General features: G+C 42.4%; 16 protein-coding genes. 8 read left to right on the forward strand and 8 right to left on the reverse strand.

Translation table 11 applies throughout. The annotated features are described in order from the left end of the window. Window positions 1–132 precede the first annotated feature (132 nt). The 6 genes from KXJ80_RS06715 to KXJ80_RS06740 all read left to right on the forward strand — a co-directional run bounded on the left by KXJ80_RS06715 (window position 133) and on the right by KXJ80_RS06740 (window position 6,098). Window positions 133–1,161 (forward strand): porin, encoded by a 1,029-nt coding sequence (locus tag KXJ80_RS06715; protein ID WP_256931061.1) that lies wholly within the window; start codon window positions 133–135, stop codon window positions 1,159–1,161. Window positions 1,162–1,275: 114 nt separating this feature from the next. Beyond that, the gene (locus tag KXJ80_RS06720; protein ID WP_218738020.1) at window positions 1,276–2,160 is read left to right on the forward strand and encodes a LysR family transcriptional regulator; all 885 of its coding nucleotides are present in this window, start codon (window positions 1,276–1,278) and stop codon (window positions 2,158–2,160) included. A gap of 16 nt (window positions 2,161–2,176) precedes the next feature. Next, on the forward strand, window positions 2,177–3,112 hold the full coding sequence (locus KXJ80_RS06725; RefSeq protein WP_256931062.1) for a DUF819 family protein: 936 nt from the start codon (window positions 2,177–2,179) through the stop codon (window positions 3,110–3,112). Further along, window positions 3,090–3,401 (forward strand): DUF819 family protein, encoded by a 312-nt coding sequence (locus KXJ80_RS06730; protein ID WP_256931113.1) that lies wholly within the window; start codon window positions 3,090–3,092, stop codon window positions 3,399–3,401. The genes KXJ80_RS06725 and KXJ80_RS06730 overlap by 23 nt, the downstream gene beginning before the upstream one ends. A 192-nt stretch (window positions 3,402–3,593) precedes the next feature. Next, the gene (locus KXJ80_RS06735) at window positions 3,594–4,466 is read left to right on the forward strand and encodes an EamA family transporter (protein WP_099457518.1); all 873 of its coding nucleotides are present in this window, start codon (window positions 3,594–3,596) and stop codon (window positions 4,464–4,466) included. An 87-nt stretch (window positions 4,467–4,553) separates the two neighbouring features. Then, window positions 4,554–6,098: an EAL domain-containing protein gene (locus tag KXJ80_RS06740; protein WP_218738021.1), complete on the forward strand. Its 1,545-nt coding sequence runs from the start codon at window positions 4,554–4,556 to the stop codon at window positions 6,096–6,098. A gap of 59 nt (window positions 6,099–6,157) precedes the next feature. On the opposite strand, the gene KXJ80_RS06745 is transcribed toward KXJ80_RS06740, so the two are convergent. The 4 genes from KXJ80_RS06745 to KXJ80_RS06760 all read right to left on the reverse strand — a co-directional run bounded on the left by KXJ80_RS06745 (window position 6,158) and on the right by KXJ80_RS06760 (window position 9,449). Continuing rightward, a complete protein-coding gene (locus KXJ80_RS06745; RefSeq protein ID WP_172587631.1) occupies window positions 6,158–7,474 on the reverse strand; it encodes an ammonium transporter in 1,317 nt (438 codons plus the stop codon). Next, a complete protein-coding gene (locus KXJ80_RS06750; protein ID WP_037422289.1) occupies window positions 7,471–7,809 on the reverse strand; it encodes a P-II family nitrogen regulator in 339 nt (112 codons plus the stop codon). Before KXJ80_RS06750 ends, KXJ80_RS06745 begins: the two co-directional genes overlap by 4 nt. 294 nt (window positions 7,810–8,103) lie before the next feature. Then, window positions 8,104–9,087 carry a ketopantoate reductase family protein gene (locus tag KXJ80_RS06755; protein WP_218738022.1) on the reverse strand — a complete coding sequence of 328 codons (984 nt, stop codon included), beginning with the start codon at window positions 9,085–9,087 and terminating at the stop codon, window positions 8,104–8,106. Further along, window positions 9,087–9,449: a VanZ family protein gene (locus KXJ80_RS06760; protein WP_037422291.1), complete on the reverse strand. Its 363-nt coding sequence runs from the start codon at window positions 9,447–9,449 to the stop codon at window positions 9,087–9,089. Before KXJ80_RS06760 ends, KXJ80_RS06755 begins: the two co-directional genes overlap by 1 nt. Window positions 9,450–9,611: 162 nt before the next feature. Here KXJ80_RS06760 and KXJ80_RS06765 point away from each other — a divergent pair, with 162 nt between their 5' ends. Next, the gene (locus KXJ80_RS06765) at window positions 9,612–10,097 is read left to right on the forward strand and encodes a YajQ family cyclic di-GMP-binding protein (RefSeq protein WP_249553324.1); all 486 of its coding nucleotides are present in this window, start codon (window positions 9,612–9,614) and stop codon (window positions 10,095–10,097) included. A 96-nt stretch (window positions 10,098–10,193) separates the two neighbouring features. Here the strand turns inward: KXJ80_RS06765 and KXJ80_RS06770 are convergent, their stop codons facing one another. The 4 genes from KXJ80_RS06770 to KXJ80_RS06785 form a co-directional block, all read right to left on the reverse strand. Continuing rightward, window positions 10,194–11,579 (reverse strand): AmpG family muropeptide MFS transporter, encoded by a 1,386-nt coding sequence (locus KXJ80_RS06770; RefSeq protein WP_037427834.1) that lies wholly within the window; start codon window positions 11,577–11,579, stop codon window positions 10,194–10,196. A gap of 156 nt (window positions 11,580–11,735) precedes the next feature. Then, window positions 11,736–12,056: a hypothetical protein gene (locus KXJ80_RS06775; RefSeq protein WP_037421860.1), complete on the reverse strand. Its 321-nt coding sequence runs from the start codon at window positions 12,054–12,056 to the stop codon at window positions 11,736–11,738. Between the two features lie 70 nt (window positions 12,057–12,126). Further along, window positions 12,127–12,714, reverse strand: a complete 588-nt coding sequence (locus KXJ80_RS06780; RefSeq protein WP_011073582.1) for a peptidylprolyl isomerase — start codon at window positions 12,712–12,714, stop codon at window positions 12,127–12,129. Between the two features lie 33 nt (window positions 12,715–12,747). Next, window positions 12,748–13,314, reverse strand: coding sequence for a YajG family lipoprotein (locus tag KXJ80_RS06785; RefSeq protein WP_037421857.1), 567 nt, complete (start codon window positions 13,312–13,314; stop codon window positions 12,748–12,750). 137 nt (window positions 13,315–13,451) lie between these two features. Between KXJ80_RS06785 and KXJ80_RS06790 the strand changes: the two genes are divergently transcribed. Continuing rightward, a complete protein-coding gene (locus KXJ80_RS06790; protein ID WP_099457523.1) occupies window positions 13,452–14,012 on the forward strand; it encodes a porin family protein in 561 nt (186 codons plus the stop codon). Window positions 14,013–14,208 lie beyond the last annotated feature (196 nt).

Here is a 14,208-nt window from a genome sequence, read left to right on the forward strand (position 1 = left end):
TTAAATAAAATTGAAATTGTTTTAAATAATTTTTAATTAATCATTTTTATATTAGAGGTGTGATTAAAGTTCAAACGGAATCTTTAACATAGAATTAGCATAATTACGTTTTTATGTTAAAGGATGAAATTTATGAAATATACCAATTGTTTTGTGCCTGTTGCTTTATTACTTTGTTCTAATCAAGCTTTGTCTGAGCCCTTAGATTTTTATGGGAGATTGTGGCTTGGTGTATCAAACTCTAGTCATGGTATTTCTGGTAATGAAAAGGTTAATGGTTTTTCACTTGAGAATTTTGCCTCATACGTTGGGATTAAAGGTAATTATGATGTGCATGAAGATTTTAGTTTGATATATAAGTTCGAAGCTGGAGTTGAAAGTTTTGATAATGATGATACAAATATTTTTAAACCGCGTAACTCATATTTAGGCTTTAAGGTTAAATATGGTAGTGTTGTTTTTTGGCGAAATGATACTGTATTCAAAACTTCAGAAGGTAAAGTCGATCTATTCAATATTACATCAAGTGATATGAATATGATTATTGCAGGTAATGACCGGTTAGGTGATTTAGTCACGATCAATACGGCAAAAGTTGCAGGCATGTCTGTTGGCATTACATATGCTTTCGATGATGATTTTAATCAAAAAAATCCAATGCTTGCTGACAATCAAAACAATTATGCTGTTAGTATAGTATATGGTGATCCTTCATTTAAAAAAGGAAATAGTTATCTTTCTCTCGCCTATGCTGATGGACTAAATTTGTTAGAGGCAACAAGAGTTGTTGCTGGTGTTTCTATTTCATCTATAAAAGTGGGGGCGATATATCAGTATTCTAAATCCAGTATCTATGAAAATGTTAAAGGCAATTCATATTTGTTAAGTATGAGTATTCCTGTTGATAAATATGATTTCAAGTTTCAGTACCTTAAAGATGATGCTGGTCTGGGTAAAGTTACCAAAAATGCTGGTGCAGATCTTAAAACATTAAATAATAGTGATGCGAGTCAATATTCAATTGGTGTCGATTATAATCTGATGAAGGAATTAACATTTGGTGCAGCAGTAAGCTACTTTGAAGGCGAGCACTCAGATTCAAAAGGTAATAATGAGTTTGACGATACTTTGATTTCTTTTTCAACAAGATACCTTTTTTAGAACATATCAAATAAAGCGGTCCAATAGACCGCTTTATTAAAATTAGATATCAGTCATGTTAAAAAATGTATCTTTCATTTATCTTGTTCCAACTGGAGTTTATTGGGGATGTAGATGCGCATTACGTTAAGGCAGTTAATGATCTTTAAGGCTATCTGTACCGAGAGGCAGATCTCAAAAGCGGTAAAACTGATGCACATGTCAACTCCTGCAGTGAGTATGGCTCTGAAAGAATTAGAGAACTCGCTAGGATGTCGACTGTTTGAAAGAGCTGGTGGTGGATTGGAGCTAAATGCCCATGGAAAAATTATTCTGCCTTATGCTAATGAAATGCTTAGTAAGGGAAATGAATTAGAGAAGCTTTTTAATTTTGCTGAGGATGGCGTTAAAGGTTGTTTAGTGATCGGTAGCAGTAAAACGGTTGGTAACTATGTTTTATCCAGAAAGATCCCATTATTTAAAGATAAATATCCAGACGTAAAAATTAAACTCATAATAGAGAATAGTCTGGTGATTGAAAAAATGGTATCAGAAAAAGAAATCGACTTAGGTTTCATTGATGCCAAGCCTGCAAGTAGAAATCTAATATGCGAGCAATGGATGCAAGATAAGCTTTGCATTGTAAGTGGGTGCTCACATCCTGTAGCAAAGCAAGAATGTTCTAGTCATATTTTAAGTGAACAATTGTGGGTTTTTGACCATGAGTCCTCTCTGTCACATATTAGGGCTGTTCAATTGTTAAAAAGTTTAAACGTTTATGTCAGAAATGACATTTGTATGTCTACTATTGGGGCGATTAAACGTGCAATTGGAACGGGTATAGGTTTGAGTGTTTTACCCTATGTAGCCATAAAAGAAGAGTTAGAGCGGGGGGAGTTATGTTTGATCGATTTGAAAGGATGGGATTATAAACGCACTTACTGGTCAATCCAGCGAGAGTCTGATGAACTTTCATTACAGTCTAATATTTTTTTGAATTTTTTAAATAATGCTAGTTAGAAAGTTGGTGAAATAAATGATTTCTTCAGAGTGTGGAATCGTTATATTTTTAATCTCACTTCTTGTCGTTGTGTTATATTCAAACTCTTCATCTTGTCTTTTTTTTAAACGCTTTTATAGTGTATTCCCTGTCATGTTTATTTGCTATACCTTACCTGCTGTATTTAGTTTTTTTAATGTGGTAGATGCAAGCAGGTCAAGTGTTGATGACTATTTTAAAGCGCATTTAATTCCATTTAGTTTATTTTTGCTAATAGTGAGTACGGATTTTATTACATTAAAGTCAGTCGGTGGAAAGATTTTATTGATGTTTTTCATCGGAACTGTTGGTGTTTGTATTGGAGGGCCAATTAGTTTATGGATTGGCTCTAAATTATTTCCAGAAGAGCTTTTATGGCAAGGTGGCGATGCAGCATGGCGTGGTATGGCAACATTAATGGCGAACTGGTTGGGTGGTACAGCAAACCAACTTGTAGTCAAAGAAATTCACCAAGTTGGCGAGGCCATTTTTGCAGTAATGATGACGATAAATGTGGTTTTTTCTGGCGTATGGATGGCTATTTTGTTGTTTTTGGCTAAAAAACAAAAAGCGATTGATAGAATGTTGGATGCTGATTTGAACAATTTACCTGTTTTTATTGAAGATGATATAACAAGGTTAGATGGCAAAAAGCATTTTATTGGCTGTATGTTACTCATTTCTTTTTCATTATTTATTTTTTTGTTTTGTCATTCGGTCTCCGAATTTTTATCCCTAACAGTGAACAATCGTTTTCCTTATTTATTGCATTATAACCTAGGATCAAGTTTCTTTTGGTCTATGATTTTGTCAACACTTTTAGGTATTTTACTCTCGATGACCTATGCAAGACATGTGTTTGTTAAACAAGTCAGGTTTGTTTCATTTTTTTTTGCTGTACTTTATGATTATGAATATTGGATTAAATATTGAGTTTGCTTCATTTCAATCCATATTCTACTATTTTATTATTGGGTTGATTTGGTTTTTTACTCATATAATTATTCTACTATTATTTTGTTTGTATTTTAAACTTCCCATATTGTATTTTTCTATTGCAAGTCAGTGTAATATTGGGGGCGCAGCTTCAGCGCCTGTTGTCGCGAGTGCTTTTCATCCTAAATTAGGATCTATCGCGGTTTTAATGGCTGTGTTGGGTTATACATGGGCGTCATTTATTGCATCAATTATTGGCTCTTTCATGCAATTTATACATCCATAATTAATATTCAAATTATTATGTATATTTTCTATTCGTTTTTATAGCGATTATTTAATCGATGACCATACTAGCGTATGATCTCAAAGGCATTTATCAGTCTTTGTGTCGTGTCTAATGTTTCCATGTGGGGTATGATGCTTGTCTTATCTTTTGCGTCGAAGCAAGAGAACATGCTTTGGTGGAAATAGGTTTATGTGGATTTTGTTTACCTTGCTCGCTGCGTTTATGCAGGCGTGGCGCAATGCCTTTCAGAGCCAACTGAGTAAAGAGGTTAAGGTCGCGGGCGTCACCTTAGCGCGGTTTATTTGGGCAGGCCCAATTGCGGCCTTGTATCTTGCACTATTATATCTTTGGAATAATGTCGGCTTACCACATTTTACGGCGGAATTTTTCGGCTTTATTATCGGCGCATCCATGATGCAGATCCTTGCGACCGGCCTGATGGTTAAGCTATTCCAGCAGCAAAACTTTGCTATTGGTGCCGGGCTTGCTAAGAGTGAGGCAATAGTCGCGGCAATCTTAGGAACATTGTTCTTTGGTACCCATTTATCCTTACTCGGCTGGGTTGGGGTTATCTTGGGCGGTATCGCTGTATTTTTGCTGAGTGCTAAGCAGGGGCTTAGGCAGCTATCCCTAAGCACAGTGCTCCTTGGCATTGCCAGTGGCAGCGCCTTTGCGCTGACTTCGCTTTGGGTGCGGGAAGCTAGTTTGAGGTTAGATGTCGGTTTTCCTCATAGTGCGGCTTGGGTGTTGTTGTTGGTGATTAGCCTGCAAACAATCGTGCTAGCCAGTTACTTGGTTTTAAAGGATAAAGAAACATTAATCGGCCTGTTACAACGGCCTAAGTTAACCTTGCTGACCAGTACTACAAGTTGTTTTGGATCTATTGGTTGGTTCAGTGCGATGTCGTTACAAACTGTCCCTTATGTGAAAACCTTAGGCCAAGTGGAAATCTTTTTTATGATGTTGATTTCCGCATTCTGGTTGAAGGAACGCGTAAAAATAAAAGAAATGCTTGGTCTAGCACTCATTGCGGTTGCTGCCATACTCGTGATGTGGGGATGAGTATTTGAGCTGTTTTATATTTATCATATGCAACGCAATGTTTAACCAAGATAAATCGCTATAACGGCAACAAGATAAGGATTCCGGATGCAGAATCGTATTAACAGCCTGTCGTCACTTTTACGCTTATTCATCTCTCAGTACGATCTTTCAGGCAAGCATTTATTCATTATGTTGTCTGTTCCTGTTGTCTTGGCTATCGCATCCAGTTTTATGGTGACGAGTTATTTAGTTGAGAAAAAGGTGCATGAAGTTGGTGAGTTTAATCTCAAACGGCTTGAGGATTTATTAAGCCAGTCTGAGTCTATAGGTCAGTATGCCATCACTCTTAGTCAAGGTGATTGTAGTGACCTGAATGAGTATATGAAGTTTAAGCCCTATTATCGTGGTGTACTGCTTTTTAATGCTCATGGTTTTTATTGTTCATCCACAAATGGTGAAATTGATTTTCCACTGAACACACTCTTACCTGAACCGACCCTAAAAGAGCCTACTTATTTTATTGTTCCTGAAACGCCTGCGCGTTTAGGTGTCCCTGCCATCATTGTTATTGCTACGCAGGCCAACCTGACGAGTGGAGCGGTTGTGATTATTGAAGGGCAATATTTTATCGACAGCTTTATTCAGCCAGAGGTGTTTCCTCGTCCTGTGCTGAATGTGGTATTGGGGTTGAAGGGCGCGACATTACCGACTGTGCCACAGTTTGGTAATGGGAAAGTTGTTGCCGTAAAGGCTGATAATTCGGAATTGGTGATCCTACTTGAGGTCTCGCAAGCGTTTTTTTGGTACTTCTTCTGGATATCTTTTGGGCTATCGCTCCCCGTTTTTTTGGCATTTACTTGGTTAGTCGGTTTACATCTTTGGCGTAAAAAAAACCGCTATTCACTGGCCGACGATATTAGAAGCGGGATCGAAAATAAAGAATTTTTCCTTGTATACCAACCTATTATTTGTACTGAAGACGGTAAGGCTAAAGGGGTTGAGGCATTAGTACGGTGGCTACATCCGCAAATGGGCTTGGTGCGGCCAGATCTATTTATTCCCATCGCCGAGCAGAGCCAACTGATCGTGCCGCTAACTAATTATATTTTTGAACGCGCTTTAGCCGATTTTAGTTTGTTTTCCGTGCAGCCAGGGTTTCGAATTGGCTTTAACGTAGCACCTGAGCATTTTATTCAAAGTGATATTGAAGCTAAATTTCGCTATTTAAAGGATGCTTTTTCTCAAATTGGTGTTCAACCTTTGATTGAGATTACCGAGCGGCAGCTATTAACGGCGGATATGTGCGAGCGAATTACAGCATTGCGTGAGCTTGGCATTTTAGTCGCTATTGATGATTTTGGCACCGGACAGACGACCTTATCGCTGCTGCAAACCTTTACCTTGGACTACCTTAAAATAGATAAGTGCTTTATCGATACCATAGGCCAAGATTCGGTCACTTCCCATGTGCTCGATACTATTATCGAACTCTGCCATAAAATGAATTATGTCGCTGTAGCAGAAGGGGTAGAAACACAGGAACAGGCGGATTATTTAATTAGTCGTGATGTGCATTTTCTGCAAGGATATTTATTCGCTAAACCGATGAAATTAGATGAGCTTGCCCTTTGGCTGAAGAAACGCAACTAACAACAACCGTCAGGATAGGTATCCTGACGGTTATAGGTTTTGCGCAGAGGTTGATGTGCTTACAGGCTGTAACCCGTTTCTTCATGTTCAGAAAGATCGAGCCCATTCACTTCTTGCTCACTGCTGACACGCAGTCCTCCAAGGAGTTTGCTAATCACGATAAACAAGAGCCAAGTCACTACTGCGGTATAACTAAAGGTAGCCATGATACCAATCATTTGGACGCCGAGTTGGTCAATCATAGTGTCGTTAACAGTGGCAAAACCATAGCCGCTAAAGATCCCAAGTTGAGTCGAACTAAAAACGCCTGCGAGCAATGTACCGAGGATGCCGCCTACACCATGGACAGGAAATACATCGAGAGAGTCGTCAATCTTCAATTTTTGTTTAATGTAAACCGTTGAAAAGAAACAGACCACCCCGCCAAGAAAACCAATCACTAAGGCTCCAGCTGGGCCAACATAACCCGATGCAGGCGTGATTGTTCCCAAACCCGCCACCATACCTGTAACGATACCAAGTGCGCTGGCTTTACCAAATTTATACCATTCAATCCCAGCCCAAGTGATGGCACCCATCGACGCCGCCAAATGGGTCGCGAGTATCGCCATTGCCGCTGTACCATTGGCGCCTAAGGCGCTGCCGCCATTAAAGCCAAACCAGCCCACCCACAGCATGCCCGCACCTGTGACAGTCATGGTCAAGTTGTGGGGCATAATCGCTGAGTTTAAAAATCCCCTGCGTGGGCCAAGCACTTTTGCCGCAACCAGTGCCGCCACCCCTGCGGTAATGTGTACGACTGTGCCGCCGGCAAAGTCATAGAGCCCAAGCTCAGCTAACCAGCCGCCACCCCATACCCAGTGGGTGATAGGTGCATAGACTAACAGCAGCCAAGTGCTTGAGAATATGAGTACCGCAGAAAATTTCATTCGCTCAGCAAAGCCGCCGATAATCAGCGCTGGCGTGATAATGGCAAAGGTCATTTGGAATAGCATAAACAAAGGTTCGGGAATGTCACCGCTCATACTCTCACGACCAATGCTGGCTAAAAATGCTTTATTTAGCCCACCGATAAAACCATTGCCTGTATCGAAGGCGATGGAGTAACCCACGACAAACCAGAGTATTGAGGCAATAGCAGCAATCGAAAAACACTGCATTAAAATGGAGAGCACGTTTTTGCTACGCACCAGTCCACCGTAAAATAATGCCAGTCCTGGGAGCGTCATCAGTAATACTAAGGCTGATGAACTTAAAATCCATGCGGTGTTGGCACCGCTCAACTGCGCCTCATCGGCGAATACTGGAGCTGTAAAGCTACTCGCGATGAGGATAAGTAACGCTTGATAACTGCACTTAGATTTTGGATTGATCATATGGCATCGCTCCCTTCTTCAGAGGTGCGAACGCGGATCACTTGTTCGAGCGGAGTGACAAAAATTTTACCGTCACCGACTTTGCCTGTGCGAGCGGCTTGGATGATGGCTTCGATTACAGCTTCTTCAAGCTCTGAGTGGATCGCGATTTCAAGCTTCATTTTGGGAAGAAAGTCGACAGCATACTCGGCGCCGCGATAGAGCTCTGTGTGCCCCTTTTGCCGGCCAAAACCCCTCACTTCAGTCACTGTCATGCCGTGGACGCCCAGTTGAGTAAGCGCTTCACGTACATCATCAATTTTGAAAGGTTTAATAATTGCGGTGATGAGTTTCAACTTTATTCTCCAACGAACATCAGGCATCAGTTCGTTGGATATAGCAGGAATTAGGCCACAACAATAAACGTTTTATTATCATTATGTTAATAATGTGGCGCACCCAAATAAATCTTATTTTTGCTGCAAAATAGTGCAAAAATAGATGAGCACGCCCTGACTTGGTGCGCGCCCTTGGTGCGTTAAATGTAAAAAAGCCAATTAGGGTGCATTTAAACACAGTTAAGTATTATCGAGAATGATTTTCTACGGCAGGCTTATATTAAATCTATTTAAAATCAATTGAATATGCAGTTATCGTGGTAACGTTATTGCCGAAAGCTGTTTAATAGCGCGGACCATCTTGGTATTAGTTGCTGCACTTAAACCGTGCGCGTTGGCGCGGTCACAAATATAGCCATTAATTTGGTCTATCTCGGTGAGTCTGTGGTTTGCAACATCTTGGTGCATCGATGAGAAGTTTGCGGCTGTGAGTTCAATCACTCGATAGACGCGCTCCTCTAAGAAGTGCCTGTCGAGCTCAATCCCATCATGTGCTGCAACGTCGACTAATTCATCTAGGATACTAGCAATGGTGTCACTAAACTCAGCTTGAGCCAAAGCGCCGTTGGGGCATTGATGCAGCGCCGTAAGAGGATTGATTGCGGCGTTTACGGCCAGTTTTTGCCAAAGACAGGGGATAATCGCCTCAACCCACTCACTGTTTGGGATGGCATGTAATAGGTTATCTCTAAGCGTTTGTGGTAGCGCCGGGCCGGTAAAATGACCCAACTGGGTTAAGCCTTGGCCGGTTTGCTTAACTTGCCAACATGACTGACGTAATACGCCCTGCGAGGTCGTGCCTAAGCTTAGGCCGCGGCCATTTAACATTGGTGCGAGCGCGAGGTGTGGCCCCATACCATTATGTAATAATAGGATATGACATTGTGGCGATAACTTGTTGAGTAAAGGACCTATTGCATCAATGACTTGATAAGCTTTTACGCACACAATCAACAGTTGTACTTGCTGTAAGTGGGCTTTGTCGGCGCTAAGCAGCGGGACTCGATAGGACACACAGTCAGTAACGGCATCGCTTGGGGACAAATGGCTAAATACCAAGTCTTGCCAATCAGTTGCTTCAAGGTTTGATACCGAGGAGTCCCGTGCAATTAAGCCTACCGCTAATCCCGCCGAAGACAATTGATGGCAAATCAATTGCCCTACAGCACCTGCGCCTAAAATCGCAATATCAGTGACTTGAGACTCCATAGCTAATGGCGCATCTTGGCCTAACATTATTCTTCCTTGAGTTGTGCGGCACTAACATATTTTCGATAGGCCCAAAGACAAAAATAAAACAAGGCAATACCCGCAAAATCAGCCAACACATCACCAATTGAAGCGCTGCGATAGGGTAGGCGGGATTGCACAATCTCAATTAACATCGCGTAAGTTGCAAGTACCAGTGAGAGCCAATACCACTTCGGACGAAAGGCGAGATAGGTCAGATACGAGAGGCAGAAAAAGCTTCCAAGATGGCCTACTTTATCGATATGGGGGATGCTTTGCGAATAGGTTGGTCTGGAGAACACCAGATAACTGATCACGACAAAGGCTACGGCTAAAGCCAGTTTGAATAGGGTGTGTTTAGTTATCACAAATACAATTTGATTATCTTAGTGTGCCGCCATAATAGGAAAATGTGTCGCCAAAGTCATCCCTAAGCCGAGTTTTATCTTGCTGGGACAAAGTTAACCTTCAACTTGGGGGAGGGAGTCGGTAAACTATGGGTATTTACAATCACCTAAGGGGCGGCAACTATGCCTTCATTTGATATTGTGTCTGAAGTTGACGAGGTTGAGTTACGTAACGCGGTCGAAAACTCTCGCCGTGAACTCAGCGGCCGATTTGATTTTCGTGGTAAAGATGCCAGCATCGATTACAAAGATCATGTGGTGACACTCACCGCAGAAGACGATTTCCAGTGCAAACAGTTAGTGGATATTTTACGTACTCAATTGAGCAGGCGTAATGTTGAGCCTTCGACTATGGATGTCGACGAAAAGTCAGTTCACAGTGGCAAGACTTTCTCCCTGAAAGTACGCTTTAAGCAGGGCATCGAGACGGATATCGCCAAGAAAATCGTTAAGATGGTCAAAGATAGTAAAATTAAAGTGCAATCGCAGATCCAAGGCGACACAGTGCGTGTGACGGGCAAAGCCCGTGATGATTTACAAGCTGTGATGGCGTTAGTTCGTCAAGCAGATCTTGGTCAGCCTTTCCAGTTCAATAACTTCCGCGATTAATCATGAAAATTGGCTTGAGTTCGCGTTAAGCTAACTTAAACGTGGAAAATACAGTAAGCCCCAAACCTTTACGGTTTGGGGCTTTTTTATATCTGATTATTCTTGGTCTGGTTTGTTACTGACGTGGGGGGCGTATTTATTCACTAAATGAATAAGTAACAACACAGGAAAGCCTATCACACTGGCAGCGACAAAGAAGTTCACATAACCAAATGCGTCGACATAGGCGCCCGAGAAACCCGCAATAAACTTAGGGAAGAGCAGCATAATCGAAGAGAGCAGGGCGTATTGGGTTGCGCTATAGCCGCTGCTGGTGAGGCTTGATAAATAGGCGATAAAGGCAGCGGTGGCAATCCCCGCACTGAAGTTATCAACCGAAATGGCAAAGGTTAAAAAGCTGACGTTATAACCAATGACCGCTTGCCAAGCAAAGAGCAAATTAGTGACAGCAACCAACAGCGCGCCAAGAAATAATATCTTCATGGTACCGAAGCGGGCTAACAGGACTCCGCCAAAGGCTGCGCCAACCAAGGTCATAATAAGGCCATAGATTTTACTTAAATAGGCAATTTCTTCCTTAGTGAATCCCATGTCCACATAAAACACGTTGGCCATAATCCCCATCACAATATCCGAGATGCGATAGCAGGAAATCAGCAATAAAATCAAGATAGCACTACGGCCATAGCGTTTGAAAAAGTCGATAAAGGGCAGGATGCTGGCGGTATAAATCCACGAGAGACTCGCAGCTATAGGTTTAGGGTAACGCTCGCTTAAGCGTTGTTTGACCGCTAATTCGGTCTCATCGGCGGCGCGAGTATCGACCTGTGGCTCTTGGCTAAAGAGCGTAGTCAAAACCCCAATAAACATCAGTCCAGCCATGACTAAATAGGATGTTTGCCAAGCGATTAAGTTATATTCGGTATTACCTGGCTCAACCCAAGCAGCGATGGTCAGCGCGCCTGCGGTCGCCACAATCATGGCGCTGCGATAACCTACTTGATAGGCCGCCGCTAAGGCTGCTTGCATTTTTTCGGGAGCCGATTCAATGCGAAAGGCGTCAATCACGATATCTTGGGTCGCAGACGCAAATGCAACCATTAATGCAAACAAAGCTAAGCGTTCGAGATCTTTAACGGGATCACTAAAAGACATCCCCAAAATTGCACCGACCAGTAACAACTGGGCGAACAACATCCAGCCGCGTCGCCGGCCTAAAAAGCGCGTCAGTAAAGGGAGTGATAATCTATCTACTAACGGTGACCAGGCCCATTTGAAGGCATAGGCTAAGGCTATCCAACTGAAATAACCGATAGAGGTGCGATCGACACCTGCTTCCCGTAACCAAAATGACAAGGTTGAAAAGACTAGCATTAATGGTAGGCCAGCAGAAAAACCGAGTAATAGTAGGATCAAAACGCGTTTATGGTAATAAACACTCAAGGAATCTAAGGTGCGACGAGTAAAACTGGGTACGGACATATGTATTAGCCGAAGAGTCGAATCCGCCTAGCTTACGGGTAAGATGTGGTTAGGTTCAAGGGGCAAGGTATCTCCTTTTGATACTCAGAGCGATTTTGTTTGCAAAAGCTAAAAATAAAAAGACCCAGCAAGCTGAGTCTTTTAAGAAGGGATTGTTCAAGGTCGGATACCGATACAACCCGAGGGCATTTGGCCTCCCAAACAGAGGAAGTCACAGCACGCATGCAACTGCTGACACAGGTACTGATTGCCGCGGATCATCCAGTCTGGCCACTTACTAAAGCTATGGAGCAAGTGCCAAAACACGGTTTCCATTTCTGTTTGCGCTTCACTTGTTGGAATGAGTTGTTGCCATTCTTCAAGTGTGTCCCATAAATAGAGCTGGATCTCGCAGAAATCGAGTTCATCACTCAAAAACGCTTTCCCATATACTGCAAGTTGGGGCGCTTTATTATCGATAAATTCTTCAATCGTCACCCTTGCCTCCTTTCTTTCTGCTTGTACAGTATAGATGGAGGATTAGGGCTTTTGCTCAAATTTTTTTCGATTATTTTTTGGGGAGTAATTTAGCTGTTTTCAATATGATAGGTGTTACTGGCACATCGGGCCAATTCAGTTTGGCATTAGTAGTGGTCTCTACCACAGCCATGGCTTCGAGGACTTGCTTACCTTCGATCACTTCACCAAATACCGCATATCCCCAACGGCGTTTTGATGGATCCAGCTTTGTATTGTCCGCAACATTAAAATAAAACTGGCGGGTGGCAGAATGGGGCTCATTATCGCGCGCCATGGCGATGGTGCCCATGCTATTTGATAAACCATTACCCGACTCGTTGACTATCGGCTTGCCCGCTGGCAACTCTTCTAATTGTGGATTCAGCCCACCGCCTTGCACCACAAAGTCACTGATCACGCGATGGAAAATTGTGTTGTTGTACTCGCCTTTGACCACATAGGTGAGGAAGTTATCAACCGTAATCGGCGCGCGAGTTCTATCGAGTTCGACGACAATCTTACCTAAACTCGTATCAAACTCGACCTGTGGATACAAGCTATCGGGTTGAATGTCGATTGCCGCCCAGCTGCTATAACTTGCACAGAGAACTAAAAGTGCGGATATCCAACGAAACATCATTCTTTCCTTAATCATTATAAACTTGCGCAATTATTGTTGTAGAAACTGGTTTAACTCTGGGTCATTTAGAATCTCCCCTGTGAGTTGACCGAGGAGCTTATTCATATCCATTTCTAAGGTGGCAAAGTCAGGAGTTAATGGGCCTTTTAAGACACCCTTGGCTTTATAGCGTTTGACCAATTCTTGATTGGAATTACGTGCTTGAACTGCGATACGGACGCTGTGTTTGGCTTCGTAGCCAAAGGTCTTTTTGGTGACATCCATCTGTAATTCTTCTAATTGAATTTGAACAGAGTTGGTTGCACTGGGATCGATTTGGTATCCCGCTTGAGTGAAACCGTTACGAAATACTTCGTCGAGCAATAACTTAGGGGGCTCGCTTGGGCCGACTAAACGGGTTTTGGTGCCTTCTTCCATAAAACGCGCAACGTATTCGGCGTTACGAGTGTCGATTGTGTCTAGTGAGATTTGCAGCGGTCTTGAAGTCTGTTGGCTAATATCTGGAACCTGTGGACTAAATGCCATATGAGTCGGATTTTGGCTCGCGCAGCCTACAAAAAGTAAAGGAAAAGTCAGCGTCAATAATAACCGTTTCATGTGGAATCTCATGCTAGTAAAAAGTGGTTACAGCATACCAGAAATCATCTCTGTTGCCACAATGCATGGGTGTTCAGTTTTTGTACAGGGTTGGGGGCTATGATATGACTACCTTATAATAATGGAATATTAATAATATGAAGTACTTAAAAATAAATGTTTGCGTGTTATTTCTCGCTTTATGTGCTGGTTTTGCTGGTAATGCCAATGCCACCGATTCACCCCATGTGTTAGGCGGCAGCTTAGGCTATGGTACCCAAGAGTTTGAAACTAAAAGCGGTAAATATGATGCGGGTGATACATTTACTGGCGACTTGTATTACCGCTATATGCTCAACGAGCATTTTGGATTTGAAGCGGGATATTTAGCGGGCTCTGGTGGCGTGGCGAGTGCGCTTGTTAGTGCGATCAGTGATATAAAAGATTTAGATTACCAAGGCGTGAGAGCCACTGCTTACGGTGAGTATGCTCTGTCTCGTGGTAATAGTCTTTATGCCAAACTTGGTGCAGCCTACACTAAAGTGAGTTATGAGTTTGAAAAGCAGGAGATGGATTCGGACGATGTGGGCTTTTACGGCGCTATCGGTTGGCAATATCGTTTTCGCTCGGGCTTTGGGCTAAACCTCGAATACCAATATGTGCCGATGAAAGAGCTAGAGTTGCAAGGGGTAAACTTTGGTATCAGCTATCGTTTTTAACGGCTAAGGTGTTCCACTGGATTCGTCAATATTTGATTAAGTGGGTTTGTCTCAACTAAGCGCCTTTGGGCGCTTTTTTAATGGTTTTTTGAGGAAACTAAACCGAACTCCTCTCGGCAACAAAATCACAACAATTTGAGCTTGCACTCTTTTAATGCAATGAATGACAGGTTAGAGTAAAAATTCAACATTAAAT

Origin of the sequence: Shewanella xiamenensis (assembly GCF_024971755.1) — a bacterium.
GTDB classification, from domain to species: Bacteria; Pseudomonadota; Gammaproteobacteria; order Enterobacterales; family Shewanellaceae; genus Shewanella; species Shewanella xiamenensis.

Coding starts and splice junctions, on each gene's coding strand:
- KXJ80_RS06740 (WP_218738021.1), top strand. CDS start 4,554: ATGCAGAATCGTATTAACAGCCTGTCGTCACTTTTACGCTTATTCATC.
- KXJ80_RS06770 (WP_037427834.1), bottom strand. CDS start 11,579: ATGTCCGTACCCAGTTTTACTCGTCGCACCTTAGATTCCTTGAGTGTT.
- KXJ80_RS06725 (WP_256931062.1), top strand. CDS start 2,177: ATGATTTCTTCAGAGTGTGGAATCGTTATATTTTTAATCTCACTTCTT.
- KXJ80_RS06730 (WP_256931113.1), top strand. CDS start 3,090: ATGAATATTGGATTAAATATTGAGTTTGCTTCATTTCAATCCATATTC.
- KXJ80_RS06780 (WP_011073582.1), bottom strand. CDS start 12,714: ATGTTTCGTTGGATATCCGCACTTTTAGTTCTCTGTGCAAGTTATAGC.
- KXJ80_RS06715 (WP_256931061.1), top strand. CDS start 133: ATGAAATATACCAATTGTTTTGTGCCTGTTGCTTTATTACTTTGTTCT.
- KXJ80_RS06755 (WP_218738022.1), bottom strand. CDS start 9,087: ATGTTAGGCCAAGATGCGCCATTAGCTATGGAGTCTCAAGTCACTGAT.
- KXJ80_RS06790 (WP_099457523.1), top strand. CDS start 13,452: ATGAAGTACTTAAAAATAAATGTTTGCGTGTTATTTCTCGCTTTATGT.
- KXJ80_RS06765 (WP_249553324.1), top strand. CDS start 9,612: ATGCCTTCATTTGATATTGTGTCTGAAGTTGACGAGGTTGAGTTACGT.
- KXJ80_RS06785 (WP_037421857.1), bottom strand. CDS start 13,314: ATGAAACGGTTATTATTGACGCTGACTTTTCCTTTACTTTTTGTAGGC.
- KXJ80_RS06735 (WP_099457518.1), top strand. CDS start 3,594: ATGTGGATTTTGTTTACCTTGCTCGCTGCGTTTATGCAGGCGTGGCGC.
- KXJ80_RS06720 (WP_218738020.1), top strand. CDS start 1,276: ATGCGCATTACGTTAAGGCAGTTAATGATCTTTAAGGCTATCTGTACC.
- KXJ80_RS06745 (WP_172587631.1), bottom strand. CDS start 7,474: ATGATCAATCCAAAATCTAAGTGCAGTTATCAAGCGTTACTTATCCTC.